Source organism: Streptomyces sp. NPDC049597 (genome assembly GCF_040675505.1).
Classification (GTDB): Bacteria; Actinomycetota; Actinomycetes; order Streptomycetales; family Streptomycetaceae; genus Streptomyces.
The window spans coordinates 30,798-54,897 of the sequence record NZ_JBFAOY010000011.1; the positions used below are offsets into that span (position 1 = coordinate 30,798).

Here is a 24,100-nt window from a genome sequence, read left to right on the forward strand (position 1 = left end):
CTGTCGCGAGGCAGCCCTGTGCGGACGACACTGGTCCGCAGCGCCCTGGCTGGGCGAACCGTCACGCCGGAAGGACATCGTCCATGCTCACGGACGCCCACCCCGGCCCCCTGCGCGTGCTCGTCTTCGGCGCCGCCCTGCGGGCTGAGTCCACCAACGCCCGCCTCGCCTCACTCGTGGCCCGCATGATCGCCGACACCGGGGTCACCGCCGACCTCGCCACCATGCGCGACTTCGACATGCCCCCGTACGACGGCGATCTGGAGGCCTCCCAGGGGCTGCCGGAGGGGGCTCTCGCGCTGCACGACCGGCTCGAGCAATGCGACGCTTTCGTGATCTCGTCGCCGGAGTACAACGCCTCCATGCCCGGGGTCCTGAAGAACACGATCGACTGGGTCTCCCGCGTCCAACCCCAGCCGTTCAAGACCAAGCACGCGCTGCTCGTCTCCGCATCCCCGTCCCTGGTCGGCGGCAACCGCGGGCTATGGGCACTGAGGGTCCCCCTGGAACACCTCGGCACCCGCGTCTATCCGGACATGTTCAGCCTTGCCAAGGCTCACCAGGGCTTCACCGAGGACGGCATGCTCACCGACTCGGGCCTGCAGGAGCGCCTTGCCGCGACTGTCGCGGCCTTCCTCCGTCTGGTCGAAGCCGATGTTCGGTACGTCTGCCTGCAGCGCCGGTGGTACGAGTTCCCAGGAGACCGGACGGAGGCACCCGTCACCCAACGGGCGGAGGACTGAAGCGTGTCCCTTTGATCGGCTGGTCAGCTGATCGGATATGGCTGTCCGGCGGAAGCGAGCCGGCAGGACCGAGAACCCGAGGGGAACGCAGCGCACTCTCGATGCCGTCCTGCGCAGCCGGATCGCGTGTTGGAAGTCGATGTCGACGTCGCCCCCGACCCGGGCCGCAACGCCTACACGTGATCCACGGGACACATCAGTGAGGGGAGCGGGTGGCGAGCCGATGTCCGGGTGTTCCGTTGGGCGAGGCCGTCCACCTGCGGAGATGGTGACGCGGCAAGCGCATCGGCGTCCGCAGAGGCATTGGGTCCAGTGAACGCCTCGGCCGCCGCAGATAGATCATCGAGCGCACGATGTCCTGGCTGACCGGCTACCGCCGACTCAACCACCGTTACGAACGTCACCCCCGCACTACCCGGCATTTCTCGGGCCTCGCCGCCGCCATCTGCTGCTGCACGCGACTCATTCGCCTCACCACACAGGACACGGTCCTACTGGTCACCAGGGGCGAGGGGAGCTGGGTTGAATCCTTTGGTGATGAGCCGGACGGCAAGGGTCACTTCCCAGGTGAATACGGGGATCGCCATGACCGACCCGATCAGGGAGAGCTGCTCGTAGAGCCCGAACATCACAGCGGTCGCCGAAGCGCAGATCAACGAGCCCCCGACAAGTCCCAGGACCGCGATGAACCGTGGCACGAGCCCCGAGCGGTACATCAGCCACGCCAGAATCAGCGAGTTCGCCCCCAGGACGAAGTTGGGCCCGAAAAGGAACGTCCAGTCATGGATCGCTATGAGCGTTTCGCCGGCCGTGACGAGCGACCCGGTATCGGCGCCCGGCGTTTGCGCGAAGTCTCTGCTCAGCGTCACGACCGACAGGACGCTGATGATGCCGACGACGATGACGGCGGCTTCAAGCAGGCGAGCGCAGACATAGCCCAGCGCAGCCGCCTCGTTCTGCCTCTTGATGACGGGAAACAGCGTGACCCCGGTGCCGATGACGGCTGTCACGAGGACGATCTCGAACAGCGCCCCAAGGAACACCCGAGTGTCGGTGCCGGAGCCGACGACGTGCTCGGCGCCGTCCAACGCGGGGCCGTACAGCGCGAGCCCGCCGATCGCGGAGACCTCGGTGAGAAGGAAGAACACACCCGCGACAACTGCGGTCCTTCTTGTTGAGTCCACCTGGACCCTCCACCCCATCAATGGTGTACGGCGTACACCTGCGCCTCAAGGGTAGGTGTACGCCGTACACTCGTCAAGCAGGACTTCGGTTCACGAAGGATCAATCAGGGAGCTGATCGGAAATGGCCCAGCAGACGGAGGCAGTGCGCCGGGCGCCTTTGAGCAGGGACCGAGTGCTGCGCGCCGCCGTCGCGCTCGCCGATGAAATCGGGATCGAAGCGCTCAGCATGCGAAAGCTCGCGCAGGAGCTTGGCGTGGTGCCGATGGCCCTCTACAAGCACGTCGCCAACAAGGACCAGCTCCTGGACGGCATGGTCGACGTCGTCGTCGGCGAGATCGCCCCTCCTGCGCCGGAGTCCGACTGGAAGAGCTCGGTCCGACAGAGGATCCTCTCGGCGCGACGAGCTCTCCTGGGCCACTCCTGGGCGGCGCAAGTGGTGCAATCACGAGCCCGCCCGACGCCGGCCGTGCTCGCGTACATGGACTCGATGATCGGAATATTCCGGACCGGCGGCTTCTCCGTCGATCTGACGCACCATGTGATGCACACCCTGGGCAGCCGGATGCTGGGGTTCACCCAGGAGCTGTTCGACGCCTCACCAAGCCCCGACCCGGAGGCGCAGGCGGTCGTGGTCCCTGCGGACGCCGGAAAGTTCCCCTACGTGACGGAGTTGGCCATGGCAGTCGCCCACGACGAGGAATCCGTCGTGGGCCAAGGCTGTGACGATCAGTTCGAGTTCGAGTTCGCGCTGGACCTCCTCCTGGACGGATTCGAACGACTCCGTCAGCAGGGGTGGACTTCCGCCCGCCCCTCGGGGGAGAAGAACGCCTGAAGCGGGCGGCAGTTGGGCGGGCGGGTGTACCGGTGCGGCCGACGGCGAACTCGTGCGCCAGGAACAGCAGCTGCTCGGCGGCGACGCGGAACAGCGGGGCCCGCTGCTGTCCGCTGCCGCGGCAGGACGTCCGGCCGGACGGCGGCGACGGCATCGACGTAGGCACCGCCCCGCCGAGGGCAACCAGCCGAGCAACGTGGTCGCCGCAGCATGAGTGAAGCAGGTCTCGCCCGTCGGGGCGTCCAGCACGAAGCGCATCCGGTGGATGGTGTTGGAGACGATCCGCTCGGGGTGAAAGGTGCGCATCTCGCCACGCATCCGGCACATGGCCCGGACGATGATGGGCCCTGGTTGGTGGTGCGGATGTCGTGGACCCGGTGGTGCGCACCGACTGTTCGCCGTCGCGGCGGGGCTGATGCCGGTACTCAGCCGACGCGCGGGGCCGGCAGTCCGGCAGCCCGGCCGCACCCTGCGCAGGCCGTGACCGTGCGCGCCGGTCGGCGCAGGGGCTGCCGTACTCGACGGCCGCCGACGAGCGCCTCGGCCGGTCGGGGCGGGAGGTGTCGCGTGCCTACGCCGGCACACCGCCCGCGGTCCGGTTCCACGGCGCGGACGTGGGCACTCGCGCCCTCGACGGCGAGAACCGGGAAACGGCGACCCTGGAAGAAGGAATCCTGGAGGCTGCCATGGAGATCGTGGAAGAGCGCCCGTACCGCTACCGCATCGATCCGCTGGGCGGCATGAGGGTGCCCGGGATCGTGTTCGCCTCGCGCGAGCTGTTGCGGGACGCCGAGAAGTCGTTGGAGCAGGTCGCCAACGTGGCGACCTTGCCGGGCATCGTGACGGCCTCGTACGCGATGCCTGACGTGCACTGGGGCTACGGGTTTCCCATCGGAGGGGTGGCCGCGACCGACGTCGAGGAGGGCGGGGTGGTCTCACCCGGCGGTGTCGGGTTCGACATCTCCTGCGGCGTGCGGCTGCTGGCCGCCGACTGCGACCGGAAGGACCTCGCGCCTGTGCTGTCCGCGGTGATGGACGGACTGGGCTGGGACACGCCGCGCGGCGCCGGACGCGGCGCGGTCTGGCAGCTGGGCAGCACTGCTCAGCTCACACGGGTACTGGAGGAGGGATCCCGGTACGCGGTCGAGAAGGGCCACGGAGAGCCGCGCGACCTGAGCCGCTGCGAGGACAACGGGGCGGTCCCCGACGCGGACGTGACACAGGTGAGCGAGCGGGCGGCGGAGCGGGGGCTCGGGCAGGTCGGCAGCCTGGGCGGGGGCAACCACTTCCTGGAGGTGCAGGAGGTCGCCGAGGTCTACGACGCCCCGGTCGCCGCCGCCTTCGGACTCGCCCTCGGCCAGATCTGCGTGATGATCCACTGCGGCTCGCGCGGTCTGGGCCACCAGGTCTGCACGGACCACGTCCGGAGGATGAACCTGGCCATGCCGCGACACGGCATCACGGTTCCCGACAAGCAGCTCGCCTGCGCCCCGGTCGGCTCGCCGGAAGGGCGCGCGTACCTCGGCGCGATGAGCGCCGCGGCCAATTACGGGCGCGCCAACCGTCAGCTTCTTTCCGAGGCGGCGCGCCGTGTCTTCCGCCGCGAGCTGGGGGCGCCTCTGTCCCTGGTCTACGACGTGTCCCACAACCTCGCCAAGATCGAGACCCATCCCGTGCGGGGGAAACCGCGCACCTTGTGCGTCCACCGCAAAGGTGCCACCAGGGCGTTGCCGCCCGGCCACCCGGATCTGCCGGACGACCTGCGCGAGGCCGGGCAGCCGGTGCTCATCCCCGGCACCATGGGCACCGCCTCGTACGTCCTGACCGGGGTCCCCGACGGCGACGCGTTCTTCTCCACCTGCCACGGGGCCGGCCGCGTCCTGAGCCGGCACGCCGCCGTGCGGGCGGTGCGCGGTCGGGAGCTGCGGTCCCGCCTGGAGGCGCAGGGGATCGCGGTACGCGGCGCGTCCTTGCAGGGCCTGGCCGAAGAGGCCCCGGAGGCGTACAAGGACGTCTCCGCCGTGGTGGAGGCGAGCGAGGGCGCGGGGCTGTGCCGCAAGGTGGTCCGGCTGGTCCCACTGGGCGTGGTGAAGGGGTAGATCGGACGGTCATGTATCGGGCTGCCGTCGATCCATCCCCTCAGATCAGACGTCGACCGTCACCGCGCAGGACCAGCCGTACGGATCCGGGGCAAGGCGCAGATCGCTCCACGACACGGCCTTGGGCATGGCGCCGACGATCCGTACCGCGGCCACGTCGGTCACCGCCAGGCGTACGTCGAGTCCGCCGTTCGTCGCCTCCGCCTCCACATCCACCGGCACCTCGCCGTGCACCTCCAGCCGGAAGATGACCTCGTCCAAAGAGGCGATGAGCAGGTCGTCGTCGTCGGCCTCGGCCAGCTCCACCTGTCGTACCGCGGTCGGCCGCACGCCGGAGACGTCCGCGAAGCACCCCACCATCCCGAGCACAGCCTCCGCCAGACACTGCTCCCGGCTCGCACCCCACGCCTCGATCCGCACGTCGGCGGTGTGCGGCACTGTCCGGTGACCGCTCGCCCCTTGCCTGCCTGCCCGCCTGTCGCCCTGAGTGTCGTCGGCCATGTCTCCATCATGTGCCCGGTCCGTCCCCGGCACAGCATCGATGGTGAGGACAGGCCGGCGCCGAGCGTGCCGAGCAACACTTGGGTAGGCGGACACCGTACTGATCCCGTCACCCCGAGGGGCCGCGGCTCGGGCGGGGGGCCGCCCGCTTCAGTCATGGGAGACGGAGATGAACGGCTCGGTACGGATCGGACGTGTACTCGGCGTGCCGCTGCGCATCCACTGGACCGTGCCCCTGCTCGTGGTCCTCTTCGGATACAGCCTGGCAACCCAGACGCTCCCCGTCTGGACTCCGGACCAGACGAACGCCACGTACACGGTTGCCGGCCTGGTCGGGGCGCTGCTGCTCATCGGAAGCCTGCTGGCTCATGAGGTCGCGCACGCGGTCATCGCCCGGGCGAAGGACATCCCCGTCCAGGACGTCACGCTCTGGGCGCTGGGCGGGATGACCCGGATGGGCAAGCCGCGCACGGCCGGCGGGGCCTTCCTGGTAGCAGTCGGCGGGCCGCTCACCAGCCTTGTCGTCGGCGCGGCGGCGCTCGGTGCAGGCGTCGGGCTCGACGCGTTGTTCGCCTGGGCGGTGCCGGCCGCCGTCCTGATGTGGCTGGCGTGGGTGAACTTCCTGCTGGGAGTGTTCAATCTGCTGCCCGCCGCGCCGCTGGACGGAGGGCGTGTGGTGCAGTCGGTGATCTGGTGGCGTACCGGAGACCGGGACCGGGGCGAACGGGCAGCCGCACGCAGTGGGCAGGTACTCGGCTTCCTGCTGATCGCCGGCGGCTGGATCTCCGTCCTGCGCGGCTCCTTCGGCGGTCTGTGGCTGATCGTCATCGGGTTCTTCGTCCTGATCGTCGCCAACGCGGAGCGACGGCAGGCCGGAGTGGCCGCGGCCCTGCACGGGGTACGAGCGGCCGACGCCATGTCGAGCCCCGCGGAGACCTGTGCCGACTGGCTCACCGTGGAACGCTGTGTCGGCGATGTGGCGATGCGGACCCGCCATTCCGCCCTGCCTCTGATCGACTTCGAGGGCCGCCCCAGTGGCCTGGTCGACCTGTCGCAGCTCGCGAAGATCCCCGTTTCGCAGCGCAGGGAACTGCACGTGCGTGACATGGCGACCCCGCTGTCGCAGTGCACCACCTGCACACCCGGCGACCTCTTGGAAGACGTTCTCGAAAAGGCCGGTCCGAGCGGGAGCGGCATACGGATCCTCGTCATCGAGGACCGGCTCCTGGTGGGCATCATCACCGCACGTGACATCGCCCGGCTCGTCCAGCGCCATTCGCTCCGCGGTACGGACAGCACCACGGACGGCGACACGGACCACTGACCCGCGCTCAACAGCGGACGGCACAGACAAAGGGCACGGAGATCACCCGCTGTGCAAGCGGTTCGGTGCCGTGCCCTTCGGTGAAGGGGGCCACCGCGTCGTCGTGCCCGCCGAGGGGGTGGCCGAGGACCGCTCGGTCCCGCCCACCTTCGAGGAGTTCAGGCACCAGCCGCAGGCGATCGCCGGCACCGGCTTCGGCGGGCACGCACCGCGCCCGCTCTCCCGCTTCGGCGACGCCACCCGGCAGGGGGCTGCAGCGGGTTCGCCTCTACGCACTGATGCTCGGCGGCCGCGGGCTGCTGCTCGACCGGACCGGCCGACTGTCGGTGGCGGGCTGGGCGGACCGGGTCGACCACGTCGTCGACGTCAGCGAGGAACTGGACGTGCCCGCGGCGCTTTTGCGGCCGGACGGTCACGTGGCGCGGGTTGGCGAAGACCAGCAGGAACTGCTCAGCCCGCTGCCGAAGTGGGTCCGCGCTCCCGTCGGCGGCTGAGCCCGCGGAGGCTCGAAGAGTCAGGGATGTAAGGGGAGTTCCGCGTGCTGGAGGGCGCGTGCGCACGACGGGGCCCGCGGCCCGAGAAGCACGATGCGGCACGACGTGAAGGCGCCCGCACCCTCGGCATCTTCCGCGCGCCGGGCTCAGAGCCCGGTGACTTCGGCGCCCCGCGGGACCGGTGGCGTCCGTGCCGGTCGGCCGGATGGGCGGTCGGCTCGCCCTTCCACGGGCTTGGCGGGCGGTGTACCGGTGCGGCCTACGGCGAAATCTCGCGCCAGGAAAGCGGCTGCTCGGCGGCGGCGATGCGGGACAGTCGGGCCCGCCGGTGTCCGATGCCGCGACAGCCGTCCAGGGGGCGCAGGACGTCCGGCCGGACGACGGCGACGGCAATCGACGCAGGCGCGGCCGCCGAGGGCGACCAGCTTGGCGGTCAGGCGGAGGACGGCGGCCATCTCGTCCTCGGGGAGCGCCGGGTTGGCGCCCGCGCTGGAAGCCAGTTCGGGGACGTGGAGCGCCTCGCGGAGCCGGCGGAGCGGGAGGCGCGGGTCACCGGCCGCCGCCTGGCGCGTCCAGACCGCGGGGTCATGGCTGAGCCGTTCGATCAGCGCGGGCGTGGCGGCCGGGTCCCGGACGGCCAGCCGACGGTAGTTCCCGTCCGGGTGGTCCGCGTAGCGGGCGGCGAGGCCCTCGCGAGGAAAGCGGGGGTGCGTCTCCGCCATCCAGGCGGAGAACGTCCCGCCGAGCCTCGCGTACACACGCATCAGGACCTCCTCCGGAGTGTCGGGGTGGTGAATGCCCAGGCGGTTCTCCACCACCGGGTCCTCGACGCGAGCGAGTCGGCGCAGCAGGTCGGGCGGCAGGTGAGGGCTCTGGGCGGCGGCGCGCCGGAGCAGCGGGTGGGCGGAGCCCGCGGCCCGACGCAGCACCTCGGGGTCGGCGAGCCCGTCCCGTACCCACTGCACGCCGTCGCCCCTGTCGCCGTCTCCGACCGTGAAGTCGATCGCCATGCGCCGCGTCTCGTCCAGCTCGGGCCTCAGGGAGACCGCGAGCCGTACGGCCTCATCGGGGTCGACGGCGAGCCGCTCCACGAGGTCGGCGGGCAACGACGGGTTCTCGGCGAGGGCCGGCAGGTGCGTCCGGTCGGCGACGCACCGCTCGGCGTCGGCGCGGACGAGGAGCCCTCGGCGCAGCGCCTCGGGGGCGGACTTCGGATCGCGGAGAAGTTCGGCGGTGACGCCTGCGTCCCGCCGGCACTCCCACAGCGCGGCGGCCCGCCGCACTCCTGGATCAGGGTCGGCCAGCAGCGCCCACCGCTCGCCCGGCGGCAGGATCTCCCATGCACGCACCGCTTCCCGGCGCGCTGCCGGATCGCGGTGCGCGGCCCAGGAGGCCACGAACGACGGCGCGAGATGGGGTGAGTCCAGCAGGGCCGTCCGTACGGAAGGGTGGGGGTCGTCGAGCAGGCGGGCGCACACGTCGTCCGGCAGCGGCGCGACCGTCGTACGCGGGTCGCCCCACTCGGGTCCATACGCGAGAGCGGCCCGCACCTTGGGGGAAGGGTCGTCCGCGAGGCGGGCCCGCTGCGCGGGCTCGGCCCTGGCGCTCGCCGCGAAGTCGATCCGAGCGCCCGGGTTCGGGTGAGCCAGGATCACCACGACGGCCGGCTCGGGGAGTCCAGCCCGCTGGAGGGCGTCACGGGGCGGGCCATCACCGCCGCTGTCGAAGGCAAGCAAGCGCAGCAGCAACGGTGTCGGCAGCACCGGATTGCGGGCGACTCCGTCCAGCGCGGACGCGTGGAACGCGACCATGATTCCCCACCCCTGTGTCTCCGTCGGCTGGTCCACGACCATGATCCCCCGCCCTTCAGGCCGGTGACCAGGCCGGACAGAGTCGGACATGTCCCGGACACCGGGTTCCGTTGCCGCCGACGCGTCTCACCCAGCACGCTCTGGACCAGCCGTTCAGGCCAGAGACAGTTTCTTACGGAGGAGAGCCATGCTCAGGAAGTCTGTTGTTTCCCTCGTCGCGTTGCCTCTCGCGGCACTTGCAGCGACGGTGTCCGCGGCCGGGCCGGCCGCCGCAGACGGCGGGGTCTGCAACCCCGGGTGCGCGGCCCACGTGGAGTTCCAGTCGTACGGCGAGATCTTCACCGTGCACGACTACGAGGATGACGGGATCAGCACGGTTGGTGAGATCGAATGGGTCGACCGGGAATCGGGGGTGATCTTCGGCAGCGTGGTCACCAACCACAACGGCTATTACGGGCCGCCCCGAGTCCACAACCTCGACATCGCTGAGAGGACGAGGGTGAAGTACCGGGCGTGCCTGGACGTCTGGCCGGGAGCGGACCCGAAGTGCAGCGGCTGGTACTACGACGTGGCGTGATCATTCGGCGCGGCCGAGTGCATGGCGCGCGTGGCGGCGGGATCCTTCCTCGATCCGCCGCCACGCGGCACAGGCGCGCGCCGCAGAAAGGCCCGACCCCGTCCAAGCGTGCAAGGTTGTGCAGACGGGCGATGCCGAGTGGGGCATCCCGGCAGCTTCGTTTGAAGCATCTGGTCCGCCCTGCGGGACTATACGCTGCGACCTGTGACCGGAATCGATCTTGCCAACGGGATAGTCGGGGCCGTCCTCGGCATCATCTTCGCCACGTTGTTCCAACAGCCGCTCCAGAACGCCTGGTTCAGGATCCGTCGCCGATCAGCGACCACCGTACGGAGCCTGACGTACCGTGAGGACAGCTCCGCCCTCTCCACGTGGTCGACCTTTTCGATCGGGCCGCTCCACACCTCGGCGCTCGTCGTCGAGGGCGACGGCGAGCAGCCCATCGCGCCGGAGACGATCCGGATCCAGGTGCTGGACGGGGAGGTGGTCCTCCCCGAGGAGATGGCACCGTGGCGGGCGGAGATCGAGGCGGTGGAGGAGCAGGCGGAGACATCCGGCACACGGGTGCGCACATGGAACGGCCCCCGGTACGCCGTGGAGGGCCTGGAGATCTCCCGCACCACGCTGGAAGAGCGCCCAGACATCCGACTGCGGCTGCGCCCCACCGACTACTTCACCTTCCTCGCGGCACAGCAGCTCGACCGCAGGCTGCCTGACGGAACCACCCCGCGCGGACGCTACCTCGACCCCGACCACCCCCTGGACGCTCCCGCCTTCCTGCAGTGCAGCTTCGGCGTGAACGTGGCCGTGGTCACCGCCGACCACCTGCTCGTCGTCAGCCGGCGAGCCGACAATGTGCGCTCCGGGCCCGGTCTGTGGGGCTCCTCGGTCAACGAGGGACTCTCCCGGCACATCGACTCGGCCGGCCGCAATGCGCCCGACCTGCACGACGTCGCGCGGCGCGGCATGCGCGAGGAACTCTCCCTGGAGCCGCACGAGTACACGCTCACGATGCTGGCCTTCGTCCTGGACGTGGAACGGCGGCAGTGGAGCGCCCACTTCACCGCGCACCTCACTGACCTGACCGGCGACGCCCTGCGGTCCCGCATCTCGCGCGGTGTCGCCGACCGGTGGGAACACCAGAGCATCGAGTACGTGCCGTTCCGCCCGGCGAACGTGGTCCGCTACCTCCTGCGCCCGGACCGCGTCCGTCGCTGGGCCCCGGTCGCCCCGGCCCTGTTCCACCTGGCCCTGGTGCACACCCATGGTCGCAGCGCCGTGGAACGCGCCGAGGTCCAGGCGGTCCGCCGCCTGCGCCAGTGACCTGAGTCAGAGATTCTCCGGCAGCAGGTGGCGACGTTGTCGAGGATCTCGTCGGCGGTCTTCGTCCAGGCGAAGGGCCGGGGGCTGTCGTTCCAGTCGGAGAGATCAGTGGAGACGGCCGCCGACTCCTGGCGGCACGCCCGGTGGCTCGCAGGCCCCGGAGGGGGACGTCGACGGGCCGGCACAGGTCACGTACCTCACGTTTCCGTCGCCGTTTGAGCAACCGGCGCCCAGTGATCCGTTGAACCCGGTAACCGGCGCCCCACCGTTGAGCCGGCGAGTGAGCGAGGTTCACAGATGTCCAAGACCCTTCCGCCCAGCCCCCCGCGCTCCCATATCACCGCGGGCCGCCTCCCGGCAGGCCGGCCCGGCCGAACTCCCCGTCAGCACTCCGCGCGCTGATCGACCGGCCCCATGGACTACTGCGTACCCTGCCGCCGCCCGCTCAACGGCACCGTGACGTGCCCGGAGTGCGGGGCGTACGACGAAAGCACGGCACTGGCGGGCGAGTGGGGCGGCGGCGCTGCGGAGGCGGGCTCGGCGGCGGCCGAGGCTGTATTCCGCACAGGACCGGACCCGGTCCAAACACCCGCGCCCTCCCCGGCGCTCGCCACCCCCCGGGAACGGATCGCCGAAACCGCGGCCGCCTCGCCCCCGACTCCCCCGGCCGAGGCGCCCGAGACCCGGCCTCGTCACGGCGCGCCGCGCTGGACGAAGTACGGCGCCCGGGCCCTGGCCGCGGCCGCGTTCACCGTACTGGGCGGCCTCGCCGCCGGCGCGGTGCTTCCCGACCCGACGGCCGGGCCCCGATCCGCGGACCTTCCCGACGCGCCCCGGGGCCCGGAACAGGCGTCCCCCGAGGAGCACGCCGCACCGCCGCGGGCCTCACACCCACCGGAACGGGCGGCCACACATCCCGCCAGGGGAACCGGCCGCGACCGGTACGGTGAGGCGATCCGCCCCCCGCACGCGACGGCCACGCAATCGAAATCACCGACTCCGCAGGCCCCTCCCCCCACCACCGCTCCACCGTCCGCAAAGCCCACCCCGGCCCCCCGACCGCCCAGCAGCCGCCCCGACCCCTCGCCCACCCCGACGGCACCGTCCACCCCCGCCCCGACCCCCACACCGAGCCCGAGCCCGAGCGGCACCACCAGCGCCCCACCCACAGCCGGCCCCACACCGAGCCCCACGGTCAGGCCACTCGCCGACGCCCTGCGCGGTGGAACGGGCCCGCCTCACGGCAGAGCGTTCCAGTCCAGCACGCTGAACTCGGTGTCCGGCCTGTAGTGCGGGCAGGCCTCCGCTGCTTCGGCGAGCGCCCGCACCGCCGTCTGCCGGGACACACCACTGCCGCGCCCGCCCGTCATGCGGCAGCCGCCCACGTGCACCTGCACAGGCGGATGATCGCAGCCGATGCCCGCCTCGAGGACCCCTTCCGGCACGGCCGGCCGGAGAACAGCGGCGCGCTGCCGTTCGGCCTCCCGCCGCTCGACCGCGGCGCATCCACATCCGCACGCGCGAACAGTTCCTCACGAGCCACCCCAGGCGCCTGCAGCACGGCGCATGGCAATGCCCCTCAAGGAGTTCGTGAGCGGCGCCTTCATGGGCATGTATCAGCGCTGACGGCGCGTGTCCTCGTCATCGGCGGGGTAACCGTGGGCGCCGTACAGGCGCACGAAGCGGGCCCATACGATCGTCCCCCGGTGTTCGAGCCCGTCGGCCCGCCGCTCGTACAGCTCGACCTGTTCGCGGCCGCCCGGCCCGATCGGCTGGACCAGTGGTCCGCCAATGCGCAGTTGTCCGACGAGCGGCTCCGGCACCTGAGGAAAGGCCGCCGAGACGATGACGGCGTCGTACGGCGCACCGGCCGGCACGCCGCGGGTCCCGTCGCCCAGGACGATCTCGACATTGCCGAGACCCTCCCGCACGAGCCGTCGCCGTGCCTCCTCCACCATGTCCGGCCAGCGCTCCACGCTGACGACGTACGTGGCCAGACGGGCCAGCAGCGCGGTCTGGTAGCCGTACCCGGTGCCAACCTCCAGGACGCGCTCGCGTCCGGTGAGGCCGAGAGCGGACACCATCATGGCGACGAGAGAGGGCTGCGTGGTCACCTGCCCATGGGGGATGGGCACCGGCACGTCGAAGTACGCGGAGGCGACGTGGCCGGCGGGCACGAAGGCGGTCCGCGGCGTGATGCGGATCGCTTCCAGTACGCGCTCGTCCCTCACGCCCGCCCGGCGCGCCGCTCGCACCAGGTCCTCCGGGGACGGCTCATCGACCATGCTCATGAGCTGCCTCGGTTCACTCGCCGGGGCCCCTGCCCAGTGTCGGCACCCGTCGCCCGTGATGCGACCGGAACCGGTCCCACAAGGGCGGGAAGGGACCGACCGGCCCGAAGCGCGGGCAAGGGCGCCACCGCGAGCAGCGGCTTCTCGCTTCAACGGGTCCGGGGGGACGCTCTCCAGCACCGCGCGCGGGAACCGGACGCGGTGCTCGACGCGGTCGGCGAACCGCTGACGGGTGTCCGCAGGGCTGGCCGCCCAGACGGCGGCGCGGGCCATGAGTCCCGACCAGCGCGGCGACCTCGCGCGTAACGGCGGTCACCCCCATCAGACGCTTCCCTCCGACCGCGGCCACAGGCCTTGGCGGCCGCCGGCGGCCAAGCCGCTCCGGCCCGGTCCCGACCCGGTCGCTCGGGCCCGGTCGTTCCGGTCCGCTCGCAAGGACCGGTCGGCCGAGGCGCTCGGCAGATCAGCGTCGGCGGGAGCCCGCCCGGGCGCGCAGGACGTCGACGAGATGTCGAACGACGGCCGCCGTCGAGACGCCGTGCGCTCCCCTCCCCATCCGGGACGGCGGGCCGGGGCGACGGCGCGGCACGATCCCGTGCCGCCGCAGCCGACGGACGATCGTGGTCAGTTCGGAAGACATGGCAGGGCCCCGTCGGATCGGGTGTTCCGGGGCCGGTTCACCTCGCACAGCGGTTGCCCCGTCGGGCGTCCGGCATGCCTGCCGGACGTTCCCGCTGCTGTCGCAGGACGTCGCCGCAGCTGCCCGCCGCCGTTCCCGGGCAGGATGAACGGCGGGCTCCGCCACGAGCCGGCCGGCGACCGACGGAAACGAGGACGAAGACGCATGGGCAGCGCCAAACATGTCCCTCAGACGCGCGACATGGCAGGGGACGAGCTCTCCGGCGACGAGGCGTGGGCGGCGCTGCGCACGTATGGCCGGCGACAGCTGTTCGTCGACGCGTTCCTCCGCTTCCGTTACGCGGACGGCTTCAGCCACTCCCGCGCCCTGGCGTTTCAGGTGGCACTCTCGGTGGTGCCGTTGCCATCGCCCTGGTGGGCCTGGCGACGACGCTGCACACCGAGAGCGTCGGCCGCGCGGTCGAGCTGGCCCTCACTCGGATCGCACCGGGCGCCAGCGCCCGGCTGATCGAGGACGCGCTGGCCGAGGGGCGCCGCAGCGCGGGCACGGACATCGCCGGGGCGGTCGCGATGTGGCTGGGGCTCGGGTTCGCCGTGGTCAGCCTGGTGTCGGCCATTGCCCAGATCGAACGCGGCGCCAACCGTATCTACGGCGTCGAACGGGACCGGCCGTTCGCTGCCAAGTACGGCAGGAGTCTGCTGCTCACGGTCGGGGCCGGGGTCCCCATGACGGTCGGCTTCCTGGTCCTGGTCGCCGGGGACACGGTCGCCGGTGCCGTGATGGACTCCACCCACGGCGGCGCGACGCTGCCCGGGTGGTGGCACTGGGTCCAGGTCCCGCTCGGCATCACGCCGGCGTGGGTGGCGTCGGCCACCCTCTTCCGATGGCCGCCACGCTGCGTGCAGCCCGGCTACACCTGGCTCGCCTTCGGCTCGGCCGTGCACCTGGCGCTGTGGATCGCCGCTACGTGGCTCCTGGCTCTGTACGTGGAATACAGCGGCTCGTTCGGTGCCGTCTACGGGCCGCTCACGGCGTTCGTGGCACTGCTGCTGTGGGCGAACCTGACCGGTGTCGCGCTGTCCCTGGGCCTCGCCTTCGCCGCGCAGCTGGAGGCGGCACGCGCGGGCGACACCGAGCCGGTGAACGAAGACCGGTTCCACTCGGCGGACGAGGGCCGGCCCTGAGGAATTTGGGGGCGCCGGATCAAGCGACCGCCTGGTGCGGCGGTTGGCCGTCCTCCGCCAACGGGACGAAGGCCCTGCACCAAGTCCGCGCCCCCGCCCGGCCGACGAGACCCCAGCTTTGCGGCGGGCCGGCTGCCGTTCACGTTCGCCCGGGCTTGCGGACCGTAGGTCGTCGGTGCCGATCGAGGGGCGCTGCTTCACCAGGGCCTTGTCATGGGCGACCGTCAATTGGCCCGGCCCCCACCGTCGCCCCGTCCAGGGGAACGCAGACCAGCCGGTGGCGCGTCGGGCAGTCCGACCCGGATCGTGGCCGTCGGCTCGTCAGTGCTGGTGTCGACGTAGATGCCTCCAGTTCTCCGATCCTGGGGCCCACGTGTCCACCACGTCGTGGATTTCGCCACTCACGGAGGTCCGCCATATGGATCATGCCGACCCTCGAGCTCGGTGGCTGGTCGGGGAGGCGTAGCAATAAGGATCTCGGTGGCCTGGGCGACATTGTCGGCGCGGACCGCGCGGGCCATGGCGCCACGTGCCGCATCGGGTGACGTGCTGGGCGGTACTACCATCAGCGCGAAGTGGTCCTTGTCGCCACGGGTGATGAGGACGGTGTCGTCACCGACGGGGAAGGAGTCCAGGCGCACGACACGATCGTCGACGACTACGCGAGTCGGGACCTCCTCCCAGGCGGCAGTGTCCAGGCCGACCCGCGTGATGGGGCCGAGGTGCACGGTGAGCGCCTGGATCAGGGCGGGCAGTTCTGTCGCGACGTCCCGGGAGCGCGGCCACCAAGCGCCGTCGAGGACCCCTTCGCGGGAGTGGGTCGTCTGCAGCCGGAGCAGGGCCGTGCCGGGCTCCACCGCTCGGTGGATCTCGTCGGGAAGGAGCTTCGGAGGGGTGGGGGTGCCGGATTCGCCCATGGTCTTTCACCTGCCTGTGCGGGGCGCCGACACCTGTTGGCCGACGAGATACCGCCGTCGTTTCACGGTACTCCGCGCATCGGTGGCGATGCCGCAACCACGAGTCGAGCGCGTCCCACCGTGATGACCCGGTCGGAACCGCTCGTCCGATCACGGGGGCGGGAGCACCGCATCCGCCGCGGACGTGCCCCATCCGTGCCCTTCAAGGCGGTAAACAGAGGTCAATCGGTCATGGACCAGGGCCGGCCTTGTCTGTTGTCCGGACCCTTGCGGGGTCGCCGTACCGTGTCCCAACTCGCCGAGGGCGCCAGTCGTGCCGAATGGCCGACGAGGCGCTCCATCGCAGCCCGGCGGACACACTTTTTCCGAAACGTTACGCGTAGGGAAGCAATATCTGTTCCCGCGAGGTGAGGCTTGAACGGTCCGCGCAGTAAGAGTTTGTGTCGCAGCCGCGGAGAAGAAATAATGAACACCCTCCGGGCGTCGCGGCATGCTACTGTCGACGTCAGTTGCAGTTGTGGTTCCCAAACTTCAAGTGCCCTCGGTCGGCTTCTGTGCCACTGAGAGCGCTTTTGTATTTCCGGTCATTTTCCGGGTGGGGTAATCATCGCGGCGACACGGCGTCCGCACAGTGCGGATACTGGTGTGCCCCAAAGGAGATATGACATGAGTACTGGTACCGTGAAGTGGTTCAACGCGGAAAAGGGCTTCGGCTTCATCGAGCAGGACGGTGGCGGCGCCGACGTGTTCGCCCACTACTCGAACATCGCCGCCCAGGGCTTCCGCGAGCTGCTCGAAGGCCAGAAGGTCACCTTCGACATCGCGCAGGGTCAGAAGGGCCCGACGGCCGAGAACATCGTTCCCGCCTGACACTGACGCGTACTACGTAGCTGGGGCCCGCATCCTTCGGGGTGCGGGCCCCAGCTGCACGCATTTCCCGTAGCGGTTTGGCCTGCGGGGGTCCGCGGCCTCACCATGAGCGGAACCCGTTCAGATCTGCTATGCCGCAGTCGACGCCCAGGATTCACGTCCACATCGCGTCACCCATTCCAGCGCCTCCGGCCGTATGAGTTTTCTCCGCCGGCCAGATTCACTTTCGCATTTCCAATCGGCCCACGCTTGCAATTCTCCGTGCTGCTCATGCTGCGGGAATTCCTTGATGTGCGCCGCATCGAGGAAGGTTCCGCATGAACCGCACACGCACGAACGACCGCTTCTCCCGCACCCGTAATGGCCGTGCCGGCTCCGGACGGGGTGGCAGCCGCTTCGGCACGTCGTCCCGCAGCAGCTCCGGCGGGGCAGGACGCTCGGGCGGCTACGGCCGCCGGACCGCCGCGGTGCAGGGTGAGTTCGCACTCCCCCGGACGATCACCCCCGCGCTGCCCGCCGTCGAGGCGTTCGCCGATCTCGACATGCCCCAGCCGTTGCTCGCCGCGCTCGGCGCCGAGGGCGTGACCGTACCGTTCCCGATCCAGGGCGCGACCCTGCCGAACACCCTTGCGGGCCGAGACGTCCTGGGCCGCGGCCGCACCGGCTCCGGCAAGACGCTCGCCTTCGGGCTGGCGCTGCTGGCCCGTACCGCCGGACGGCGCGCCGAGCCCCGCCAGCCGCTCGCCCTGGTCCTCGTCCCCACCCGCGAGCTGGCGCAGCAGGTGACCGACGCGCTGACTCCCTACGCCCGGTCGCTGAAACTGCGGCTGACCACGGTCGTGGGCGGCATGTCGATCGGCAGGCAGGCGGGTGCGCTGCGAGGCGGTGCCGAGGTCGTCGTCGCGACCCCGGGCCGGCTCAAGGACCTCATTGACCGCGGCGACTGCCGACTGGACCAGGTCGGCATCACCGTGCTGGACGAGGCCGACCAGATGGCGGACATGGGTTTCCTGCCGCAGGTCACCGCGCTGCTCGACCAAGTGCGTCCCGAGGGGCAGCGGATGCTGTTCTCCGCCACCCTGGACCGCAACGTCGACCTGCTGGTCCGCCGCTACCTGTCCGACCCCGTCGTGCACTCGGTGGACCCCTCGGCCGGTGCGGTCACGACGATGGAACACCACGTGCTGCATGTGCACGGCGCCGACAAGCACGCCACCACGACGCAGATCGCCGCGCGTGACGGCCGCGTGATCATGTTTCTGGACACCAAGCACGCCGTCGACCGGCTCACCCGGGACCTGCTGGGCGATGGCGTACGAGCCGCCGCGCTGCACGGCGGCAAGTCGCAACCCCAACGCACCCGTACCTTGGAGCAGTTCAAGACCGGGCACGTCACCGTGCTGGTCGCCACGAACGTCGCCGCCCGCGGCATTCACGTCGACAACCTCGATCTCGTCGTCAACGTCGACCCGCCGACCGACCACAAGGACTATCTGCACCGCGGTGGCCGGACCGCCCGCGCAGGCGAGTCCGGCAGCGTCGTCACCCTCGTCACCCCGAACCAGCGAAACGGCATGGTGCGCCTCATGTCGGATGCGGGCATCCGCCCGCGGATCACCCAAGTCCGCTCCGGCGAGGCCGAACTGAACCGCATCACCGGCGCGCAGGCTCCCTCCGGCATCCCGGTCGTCATCACCGCACCCGTGGCCGAACGCCCCAAGCGCGCCGCCACCTCCCGCCGACGGCGCAACCGTCCCACGCAGGCGATGCGCGGTACGGCCCAGCGGCGGTCCGTCTCCGGCTCGGCCGCCTAGGACCGTCCTACGCGGGTCGACGCCCGCCCACTTCCTGCAGGAGGCACGTGTGACACCGGTTCAAACACAGCCCCACCCCACGAATACGGCAACGAACAGGAGCGTGGTCGAGGCCGTGAACGAGGCCGGACCGCAGGTCTGGGGAGACATGACCGTCGAGGTAGCCCTGTCCGTCATGGCCAGTGCACGCGCCGGGTGCCTGATCCTCTGCGACGAGGACGGCCGGTGCACCGGTCTGGTCACCCGGGCCCAGCTCACCGCCGCCCGCGACAGCTCCTCGTACACGGACCGTATCCGCCTGCGCGACGTCCTCGACGACGGACCGGGCACCTCGACCGTGACCACGATGGCCGAGTACGAGCAAGCAACGCGCCAGGCCGGTTCGGAACGCTGTCCGTCGTTGGCGGGCAGGACTGCACCACGGGCGTCCTGAGCCTCTCCCGCCGCCCACTCGGGCGGCCCCCTCTCTCTCCTTCTCCCTGTGAGGTCCTATGCGCTGCGTCATCGCCCGCTTCCCGTTCGAACTGACGAAGAGCGGCGTGCTGGAAACGATGAAGGGCGTAAAGCCAGAACCGGTCGCCGGAGAGTCCGTGACCATCGGACGCCGTCAGTACCCCGTCAAACAGGTGGGCGCGGTCATCACCCGCCAGGACCGTCGTGATTTCAGCGCCCGTGAAGTCGTCCGGGCCTTGACCCTCCTCGGCTTCGTGTGCCGGCCGGGGCCCAAGGCGGCGCCCGCGCACGTCGGCCTGGTCCAGCAGGCATCCGCCCTGCTCGGCACTCCCACGGCGGTCTGACCGGCGGCAGGCGCAAGCCGCCCGTGAACAGCATTTGAGGGCCCGACCGGCGCGTTCCGGTCGGGCCCGTCGTATGTCCTCCGCTCCGCTCACCGCCGTGGCGGCGGTCAGTGGTCGGTATAGCTGAAGTCGCCCACGGTCCAGGCGCTGACATCCTCGATCGAGACGCGGTACATCCCGCCCGTCTCCGGGATCCCCACCGTGCCCTGCAGGATCCGGGCGACGTGGAAGTGCAGGTGGGTCGGCGGGCCGTCCTTCGGTGCGGATGCGCCGAAGGCGCCGGCGAACTCGCTCAGGCGGGCCGAATCCGCCAGGACCTCCGACACCCGCTGCCGCCACACCGCTTCGGGAGCCAGTCGGCCGGTGATGACAGCCCCACCTGTGACCACGGTCAGGGACATTTGATTGCTCTGTCCGGACTCGACCTTGGCGGCGATGTCAACGAGCAACTCGTCACGCTTGGACATGAGAGCAGATTCTATTCACCGGCCGTCCAGCCGCCTCAAGCGGTGGCCTGCGGGCGAGAACGGCGCTTACCGTGTCACCGCCGTGGCGCGGCAGTGATCGAGGTGCCGGGGGCGAGCCGGTTGACCATGGCCGGGCTGAATCCTCATGCCGCGGTGGCGGTCCGGGAGCGCGCGGGGCGCCCGAACTGGAGTCGTGGACGGCCACCGCGACGGCGTGCGGGTCCCGTTGGCCGACGACAGAGCCGATGCGCAGGCGCCGCCCCCATGGCCGCAGGACGTGGTGACCAGCTCGGACACGGCCAAGCCACGGCGTCGGCGGCTTCCGGAGCAACGGCCGGCTCCACCACCAGCCGACCCATGGGGTGACTTGGTCGGACACGCCCGCTCCCTGCTGCGCCACGGAGTGGGCAAGGAGGATTACCTGATCGCCGGATACGAAAACCTACCGTGGCCACAGTAGACATTCCTCTGCTGTGTGGTTATGGTTTCTGTCGTAGTCGAGATGGAGCAAGGCCCGGCAGAGATGAACTGCCGGACCGCAGTACATGCAGTTCGCAGGACGGTGCGGTGGTGGAGTTCCGATGCCACGGTGGTTGCATGACGGCAACGGGACTGACCACCGGACCGGGTGGCCCGCAGTGATCAGGGGCCGCCACAAGCAGTGCACGTAGTTCCGCAGGTGCAGTTCGTGGTACCAGCAGTGCAGTAGCCAGTGGTTCCTCAGTGAAGGCGTCGGACTGCGGGCGCGCGTGCTGAGGGTCGGCAGTGGGCTCCCAGCCCGACAGACGCAAGGATGGCGATGGGGCCGGCTGCCGAGAGAGTGGCGCTTCCCAGGCCACGGGCAGTTCGCGGTAAGTGACTGAGTTGGTTCAGAGGAAGAACGGAGGAGTGAGCACCATCGGGATCGCCCGGGCGGAAGACTTGTTTCCTCCGGGTACCGCAGGACATCGACAGGCAGGTGGTCTCCGGTCACACATACGCGATCCCCGCACCCCCGGCCCGTATCGGGCGGCCCGTGCGGACACAATAGGTCGGCGCAGTACTGAGGCCGGCAGATGGTGCAGTTCCCTCGGGGCCCTGGTGCCGTACGGCACCAGGGCCCCTCAACGCGTTCCACAAAGAGGTGCGATGACAGCAGACGATTCGATCGGCCGTCTCGAAGACGACGACTACCCCGCCTACACCATGGGCCGTGCCGCTGAGATGCTCGGCACCACACCCGGCTTTCTCCGCGCGATCGGCGAAGCCCGACTGATCACCCCGCTCCGCTCCGAGGGCGGCCACCGGCGCTACTCCCGCTACCAGCTGCGCATCGCAGCCCGCGCCCGGGAACTGGTCGACCAGGGCACCCCCATCGAGGCCGCATGCCGCATCATCATCCTCGAAGACCAGCTCGAGGAAGCCCAGCGCATCAACGCCGAGTACCGTCGCTCAGCGGCCGAACCGCCCCCGCCGACCACCGACTGAAGTGAGCGTGCCCCGCCGGAGTCGGCGGGCACAGGGCCTCGAAGGCGTTCGGTGCGGTGCGGATGCCTCGGCAACAAGACCGCCTCTCGGATTCTCGCGCGCGTGTGCGCTTTCGATTGGCCGGCGCCCTTGCCACCCGCTTCGGCGGAGTGGGCGTCGGCCGTTTCATGTCCCGCAACTACATGTCGCCCCTGCAGTTCGGTCCGGACGTCGGCTGCGGCTGAGCGCCGCGCATGCGCGCTCGGCCGACCGGGGAGTACGCTCAGCGGTACCTGTGCGACAGGAGGGCCCCGTGGCGACGACTGATGCCGGAGCGCTCCTGCGCGCGGTCGACCGGTCAACCGGCCCCGACCACTTGGAGTTTCCCCACAGCTTCGACCGGAACCTGGCTCTGGCCCGCGTCGACACCCTGATCGAGCGGCTGAACACCGGCTTCGACTGCCGCTGCTGGGCCGACACCGGGGTCCAGGACGCCGGCTTCCATGCAGACATCACCATCCCGGCCGAGGCGACTGCCGCAGGGCGACAGATCGTGATCCGGCTCAGCAACTTCGGAGACCTGGCCGTCGTCGCCGCGGAGCACCTCGGCTGTTACGAGGACCTGGACGAGGCAGTGGAGGAAGGCGCCTTGACCCCGACCGACCGCCTCACAGCCGAGACCGCGACCACCTCCCTCGGCTACCTCCTCGCCCCGGAGACCGCCCTGCACCGCCCCTATGACGGAGTGACACGCCTCGCCGAGTTCAGCGCCCCTGCCGCCGCCACTTGGCGGACTCGGTTCTTCGACTACCTGTGATCCGCTCCGCACCCTCCACTGTGACCGGCTGCCGACCGTCCCTCGTTCGGCGGGACACTTGGCCTTCAAAGCCGGCTTCAATGCCGGCGCGGCATCCGCGGCCACGCGTGGCCGGCGACGGCGCGATGCCAGAACGGCACTCAAGTTGCTCGCGTGACTGCGCACGACAGTTGGCGAGCCTCGCGCTCGCTCACGCAAGGGACGACAACGGATGGTCCAATGCCGCGCGGGCCCGCGACTCGTACTCACGGATCCCCTCCCAGGCCAAGTCGGACAATCCGAGCACGTCGGCCGGGCCGTCACGGAGCAGGAACCGTACGGAACGAGGGACTGCCAAGGGGGTGCTCAGGGGTGGATACACACCAGCCACACATGCCGAGGCGGCCCTCGCGCGCACCGCTTGCCGGGCGGCCCGCTACATTCCCTGGGACCTCATCAGAACCAGCGTCAGCGCCTTGCTGATGGCCGGTCGCAACGCTGGGACCTCCGGGACAGCCCGAGCACGGCCCAGTGCGGGGGGGCTCACGCCCCGTGTCGTACCCTCACGGCCTATGTCGTACGGGGGTGGTTCACGACATCACCGTGGGGATGGCAAGGGGCTGGCCCACGTTCGGTACAGCGTCGGCGCGGGGGCGCGCCAAGGGGTGGGAGAAAGCATGACAGCGCAGATCTCAGTTGCCGAGCAGGGGCACAGATGCCCGGAGTGCGGCGCGGATGTGCCGGTCGAGTCGCGGTTCGTCACGTGGTGCGACGCATGTGACTGGAACGTCGATCCCGGCGCGCCGGCTCCCGACCCCCGGCGGATCGAGGCACTGCGGCGCAGGCTCGCGCAGCGGTACGGCGAGCGTCTCTTCGCCGATCTGGGGCCGCGCCCTGGGCGGGACGTCGCGGGCGTGCTCGCCTGTGCGCTCGCACTCGTGGTCCACGGAGTGACTGCGGCCCTGGCGGTGACGGGGCTGCTGCTGGTCGTACTCGGCTGGGGCATGGGCGTGCTGCCTGTCGTCGGTGCCGTGCTGCTCGCCATTGCGGTCGCCCTCCGGCCCCGTTTCGGGGTTCTGCCCGATGACACTCCCGTTCTTCGCCGGCCCGATGCGCCACGGCTGTTCGAGCTCGTCGACGAGGTCGCGGCCGTGGCAGGAACGGCGGGAGTGGACACTGTGGTGATCGCTGCCGACGCCAACGCGGCCGTCAGCACCTACGGCGTACGGCATCGACGCATGCTCCGCATAGGACTTGGACTCTGGGAGATCCTGACCCCGCCACAGCGTGTCGCGCTCATCGGCCACGAGCTCGGCCATTTCGCCCATGGGGACACCCGTCGCGGTGCCGTCGTCGGGCGGGCCCTGGACTCCCTCGCGCTGTGGCTGTACTTCCTGACACCCGACTCCGAGACCGACCTCATGCAGCGCGTCACCCACTGGATGATGGCCGTGCCGCGCTGGGCGGTGCTCGGACTCCTCCACCTCCTTGACCAACTGACCTTGCGAGCGACCCAGCGCGCCGAGTACCTGGCGGACGAGACTGCGGCACGCGCCGGATCCAGCGTTGCAGCGGCCGAACTGCTGGACCGGCTGCTCCTCGTCCCCTCCGTCACGAGCGCGCTGCACCGCGAATCCGTCGTCGCGCACAGCAGGGGCGGAGCCGCGGCCCGACGCGAAGCGGAACAGCGGCTGTGGGAGCGGCTCGCCGCGCGCATCGAGTCCGTGCCGGAGCGGGAGTACAAGCGGCTGCGCCGCGTCAGCACCCTGCGCGGGCACTGCGCCGACTCCACGCATCCGCCGACGCATCTGAGGCGGCGCCGCGTGAGCGAGGGCACGCAGTGGCAAGCGGCGGTCCGATGCGACGAGGAGAGGGCCGGCGCGATCGCCGCCGAACTGACCGCCGCGCGTGATCACATGGCGCACGTCGTCATCCGCGATGCCGCGGCTGACCAGTGACCTCCCCCAGCAAGACGACATGGCCCTGAGG

The 24,100-nt window shown here is 70.6% G+C and carries 21 protein-coding genes and 4 pseudogenes; 16 read left to right on the plus strand and 9 right to left on the minus strand.

Features of this window, described 5'->3' with window-relative positions:
* Nucleotides 1-83: 83 nt before the first annotated feature.
* Both AB0K02_RS14875 and AB0K02_RS14880 read left to right on the plus strand, forming a co-directional pair.
* On the plus strand, nt 84-743 hold the full coding sequence (locus AB0K02_RS14875; protein WP_365992820.1) for an NAD(P)H-dependent oxidoreductase: 660 nt from the start codon (nt 84-86) through the stop codon (nt 741-743).
* Between the two features lie 257 nt (nt 744-1,000).
* Nucleotides 1,001-1,222 (plus strand): annotated as a pseudogene (locus AB0K02_RS14880) (transposase); the annotation flags it as partial.
* 12 nt (nt 1,223-1,234) lie between these two features.
* On the opposite strand, the gene AB0K02_RS14885 reads toward AB0K02_RS14880, so the two are convergent.
* Nucleotides 1,235-1,891 carry a DUF4386 domain-containing protein gene (locus tag AB0K02_RS14885; protein ID WP_365992821.1) on the minus strand — a complete coding sequence of 219 codons (657 nt, stop codon included), beginning with the start codon at nt 1,889-1,891 and terminating at the stop codon, nt 1,235-1,237.
* 158 nt (nt 1,892-2,049) lie between these two features.
* Between AB0K02_RS14885 and AB0K02_RS14890 the strand changes: the two genes are divergently transcribed.
* Together AB0K02_RS14890 and AB0K02_RS14895 are read left to right on the plus strand one after the other, a co-directional pair.
* Nucleotides 2,050-2,760 (plus strand): TetR/AcrR family transcriptional regulator C-terminal domain-containing protein, encoded by a 711-nt coding sequence (locus AB0K02_RS14890; RefSeq protein ID WP_365992822.1) that lies wholly within the window; start codon nt 2,050-2,052, stop codon nt 2,758-2,760.
* A 686-nt stretch (nt 2,761-3,446) separates the two neighbouring features.
* The gene (locus AB0K02_RS14895; RefSeq protein ID WP_365992974.1) at nt 3,447-4,859 is read left to right on the plus strand and encodes an RtcB family protein; all 1,413 of its coding nucleotides are present in this window, start codon (nt 3,447-3,449) and stop codon (nt 4,857-4,859) included.
* A 45-nt stretch (nt 4,860-4,904) separates the two neighbouring features.
* Here AB0K02_RS14895 and AB0K02_RS14900 read toward each other — a convergent pair whose 3' ends face one another.
* A complete protein-coding gene (locus AB0K02_RS14900; protein ID WP_365992823.1) occupies nt 4,905-5,360 on the minus strand; it encodes an archease in 456 nt (151 codons plus the stop codon).
* A gap of 169 nt (nt 5,361-5,529) precedes the next feature.
* On the opposite strand from AB0K02_RS14900, the gene AB0K02_RS14905 reads away from it, so the two are divergent.
* Together AB0K02_RS14905 and AB0K02_RS14910 are read left to right on the plus strand one after the other, a co-directional pair.
* Nucleotides 5,530-6,684, plus strand: a complete 1,155-nt coding sequence (locus AB0K02_RS14905; RefSeq protein WP_365992824.1) for a site-2 protease family protein — start codon at nt 5,530-5,532, stop codon at nt 6,682-6,684.
* A gap of 58 nt (nt 6,685-6,742) precedes the next feature.
* Nucleotides 6,743-7,178, plus strand: a pseudogene (locus tag AB0K02_RS14910) (hypothetical protein); the annotation flags it as partial.
* Nucleotides 7,179-7,324: 146 nt separating this feature from the next.
* Here the strand turns inward: AB0K02_RS14910 and AB0K02_RS14915 are convergent.
* Nucleotides 7,325-9,025 (minus strand): Mucin-2, encoded by a 1,701-nt coding sequence (locus AB0K02_RS14915; RefSeq protein WP_365992825.1) that lies wholly within the window; start codon nt 9,023-9,025, stop codon nt 7,325-7,327.
* A gap of 151 nt (nt 9,026-9,176) precedes the next feature.
* Between AB0K02_RS14915 and AB0K02_RS14920 the strand changes: the two genes are divergently transcribed.
* Entirely contained in the window at nt 9,177-9,566 is a 390-nt protein-coding gene (locus tag AB0K02_RS14920; protein ID WP_365992826.1) for a hypothetical protein, read from the plus strand.
* 204 nt (nt 9,567-9,770) lie between these two features.
* Complete coding sequence (locus tag AB0K02_RS14925; RefSeq protein WP_365992827.1) at nt 9,771-10,889, plus strand: hypothetical protein; 1,119 nt, start codon at nt 9,771-9,773, stop codon at nt 10,887-10,889.
* A gap of 1,238 nt (nt 10,890-12,127) precedes the next feature.
* Here AB0K02_RS14925 and AB0K02_RS14930 read toward each other — a convergent pair.
* The 3 genes from AB0K02_RS14930 to AB0K02_RS14940 all read right to left on the minus strand — a co-directional run bounded on the left by AB0K02_RS14930 (nt 12,128) and on the right by AB0K02_RS14940 (nt 13,820).
* The gene (locus tag AB0K02_RS14930) at nt 12,128-12,334 is read right to left on the minus strand and encodes a DUF6233 domain-containing protein (protein WP_365992828.1); all 207 of its coding nucleotides are present in this window, start codon (nt 12,332-12,334) and stop codon (nt 12,128-12,130) included.
* 171 nt (nt 12,335-12,505) lie between these two features.
* Nucleotides 12,506-13,180, minus strand: a complete 675-nt coding sequence (locus AB0K02_RS14935) for a protein-L-isoaspartate(D-aspartate) O-methyltransferase (protein ID WP_365992829.1) — start codon at nt 13,178-13,180, stop codon at nt 12,506-12,508.
* Between the two features lie 463 nt (nt 13,181-13,643).
* The gene (locus tag AB0K02_RS14940; RefSeq protein WP_365992986.1) at nt 13,644-13,820 is read right to left on the minus strand and encodes a hypothetical protein; all 177 of its coding nucleotides are present in this window, start codon (nt 13,818-13,820) and stop codon (nt 13,644-13,646) included.
* A 204-nt stretch (nt 13,821-14,024) separates the two neighbouring features.
* Here AB0K02_RS14940 and AB0K02_RS14945 point away from each other — a divergent pair.
* Nucleotides 14,025-15,004 (plus strand): annotated as a pseudogene (locus AB0K02_RS14945) (YihY/virulence factor BrkB family protein).
* A gap of 165 nt (nt 15,005-15,169) precedes the next feature.
* Here AB0K02_RS14945 and AB0K02_RS14950 read toward each other — a convergent pair.
* Nucleotides 15,170-15,431 (minus strand): annotated as a pseudogene (locus AB0K02_RS14950) (PRC-barrel domain containing protein); the annotation flags it as partial.
* The gene (locus AB0K02_RS14955) at nt 15,406-15,921 is read right to left on the minus strand and encodes a DUF5994 family protein (RefSeq protein WP_365992830.1); all 516 of its coding nucleotides are present in this window, start codon (nt 15,919-15,921) and stop codon (nt 15,406-15,408) included. The pseudogene AB0K02_RS14950 and the gene AB0K02_RS14955, both read right to left, overlap by 26 nt.
* Before the next feature lie 666 nt (nt 15,922-16,587).
* Here AB0K02_RS14955 and AB0K02_RS14960 point away from each other — a divergent pair.
* From AB0K02_RS14960 to AB0K02_RS14975, 4 genes are all read left to right on the plus strand, one after another.
* Nucleotides 16,588-16,791 carry a cold-shock protein gene (locus AB0K02_RS14960; RefSeq protein ID WP_365992832.1) on the plus strand — a complete coding sequence of 68 codons (204 nt, stop codon included), beginning with the start codon at nt 16,588-16,590 and terminating at the stop codon, nt 16,789-16,791.
* A 317-nt stretch (nt 16,792-17,108) separates the two neighbouring features.
* Nucleotides 17,109-18,605 (plus strand): DEAD/DEAH box helicase, encoded by a 1,497-nt coding sequence (locus AB0K02_RS14965; protein ID WP_365992833.1) that lies wholly within the window; start codon nt 17,109-17,111, stop codon nt 18,603-18,605.
* A 49-nt stretch (nt 18,606-18,654) separates the two neighbouring features.
* On the plus strand, nt 18,655-19,038 hold the full coding sequence (locus tag AB0K02_RS14970) for a CBS domain-containing protein (protein WP_365992834.1): 384 nt from the start codon (nt 18,655-18,657) through the stop codon (nt 19,036-19,038).
* 58 nt (nt 19,039-19,096) lie between these two features.
* Complete coding sequence (locus AB0K02_RS14975; RefSeq protein ID WP_365992835.1) at nt 19,097-19,402, plus strand: SCO5918 family protein; 306 nt, start codon at nt 19,097-19,099, stop codon at nt 19,400-19,402.
* 107 nt (nt 19,403-19,509) lie between these two features.
* On the opposite strand, the gene AB0K02_RS14980 is transcribed toward AB0K02_RS14975, so the two are convergent.
* On the minus strand, nt 19,510-19,869 hold the full coding sequence (locus AB0K02_RS14980; protein WP_365992836.1) for a hypothetical protein: 360 nt from the start codon (nt 19,867-19,869) through the stop codon (nt 19,510-19,512).
* 1,128 nt (nt 19,870-20,997) lie between these two features.
* Between AB0K02_RS14980 and AB0K02_RS14985 the strand changes: the two genes are divergently transcribed.
* The 3 genes from AB0K02_RS14985 to AB0K02_RS14995 all read left to right on the plus strand — a co-directional run bounded on the left by AB0K02_RS14985 (nt 20,998) and on the right by AB0K02_RS14995 (nt 24,069).
* Nucleotides 20,998-21,336, plus strand: coding sequence for a MerR family transcriptional regulator (locus AB0K02_RS14985; protein ID WP_365992837.1), 339 nt, complete (start codon nt 20,998-21,000; stop codon nt 21,334-21,336).
* Nucleotides 21,337-21,628: 292 nt separating this feature from the next.
* A complete protein-coding gene (locus tag AB0K02_RS14990; RefSeq protein WP_365992838.1) occupies nt 21,629-22,132 on the plus strand; it encodes a hypothetical protein in 504 nt (167 codons plus the stop codon).
* Between the two features lie 656 nt (nt 22,133-22,788).
* On the plus strand, nt 22,789-24,069 hold the full coding sequence (locus tag AB0K02_RS14995) for a M48 family metalloprotease (protein WP_365992839.1): 1,281 nt from the start codon (nt 22,789-22,791) through the stop codon (nt 24,067-24,069).
* Nucleotides 24,070-24,100: the final 31 nt, after the last annotated feature.

What these genes read in the sequence shown, in the direction of transcription:
- AB0K02_RS14900 (WP_365992823.1), bottom strand. Translation starts at nt 5,360, where the DNA reads ATGGCCGACGACACTCAGGGCGACAGGCGGGCAGGCAGGCAAGGGGCG.
- AB0K02_RS14980 (WP_365992836.1), bottom strand. Translation starts at nt 19,869, where the DNA reads ATGTCCAAGCGTGACGAGTTGCTCGTTGACATCGCCGCCAAGGTCGAG.
- AB0K02_RS14905 (WP_365992824.1), top strand. Translation starts at nt 5,530, where the DNA reads ATGAACGGCTCGGTACGGATCGGACGTGTACTCGGCGTGCCGCTGCGC.
- AB0K02_RS14890 (WP_365992822.1), top strand. Translation starts at nt 2,050, where the DNA reads ATGGCCCAGCAGACGGAGGCAGTGCGCCGGGCGCCTTTGAGCAGGGAC.
- AB0K02_RS14985 (WP_365992837.1), top strand. Translation starts at nt 20,998, where the DNA reads ATGACAGCAGACGATTCGATCGGCCGTCTCGAAGACGACGACTACCCC.
- AB0K02_RS14960 (WP_365992832.1), top strand. Translation starts at nt 16,588, where the DNA reads ATGAGTACTGGTACCGTGAAGTGGTTCAACGCGGAAAAGGGCTTCGGC.
- AB0K02_RS14940 (WP_365992986.1), bottom strand. Translation starts at nt 13,820, where the DNA reads ATGTCTTCCGAACTGACCACGATCGTCCGTCGGCTGCGGCGGCACGGG.
- AB0K02_RS14920 (WP_365992826.1), top strand. Translation starts at nt 9,177, where the DNA reads ATGCTCAGGAAGTCTGTTGTTTCCCTCGTCGCGTTGCCTCTCGCGGCA.
- AB0K02_RS14975 (WP_365992835.1), top strand. Translation starts at nt 19,097, where the DNA reads ATGCGCTGCGTCATCGCCCGCTTCCCGTTCGAACTGACGAAGAGCGGC.
- AB0K02_RS14995 (WP_365992839.1), top strand. Translation starts at nt 22,789, where the DNA reads ATGACAGCGCAGATCTCAGTTGCCGAGCAGGGGCACAGATGCCCGGAG.
- AB0K02_RS14935 (WP_365992829.1), bottom strand. Translation starts at nt 13,180, where the DNA reads ATGAGCATGGTCGATGAGCCGTCCCCGGAGGACCTGGTGCGAGCGGCG.
- AB0K02_RS14965 (WP_365992833.1), top strand. Translation starts at nt 17,109, where the DNA reads ATGAACCGCACACGCACGAACGACCGCTTCTCCCGCACCCGTAATGGC.
- AB0K02_RS14895 (WP_365992974.1), top strand. Translation starts at nt 3,447, where the DNA reads ATGGAGATCGTGGAAGAGCGCCCGTACCGCTACCGCATCGATCCGCTG.
- AB0K02_RS14955 (WP_365992830.1), bottom strand. Translation starts at nt 15,921, where the DNA reads ATGGGCGAATCCGGCACCCCCACCCCTCCGAAGCTCCTTCCCGACGAG.
- AB0K02_RS14875 (WP_365992820.1), top strand. Translation starts at nt 84, where the DNA reads ATGCTCACGGACGCCCACCCCGGCCCCCTGCGCGTGCTCGTCTTCGGC.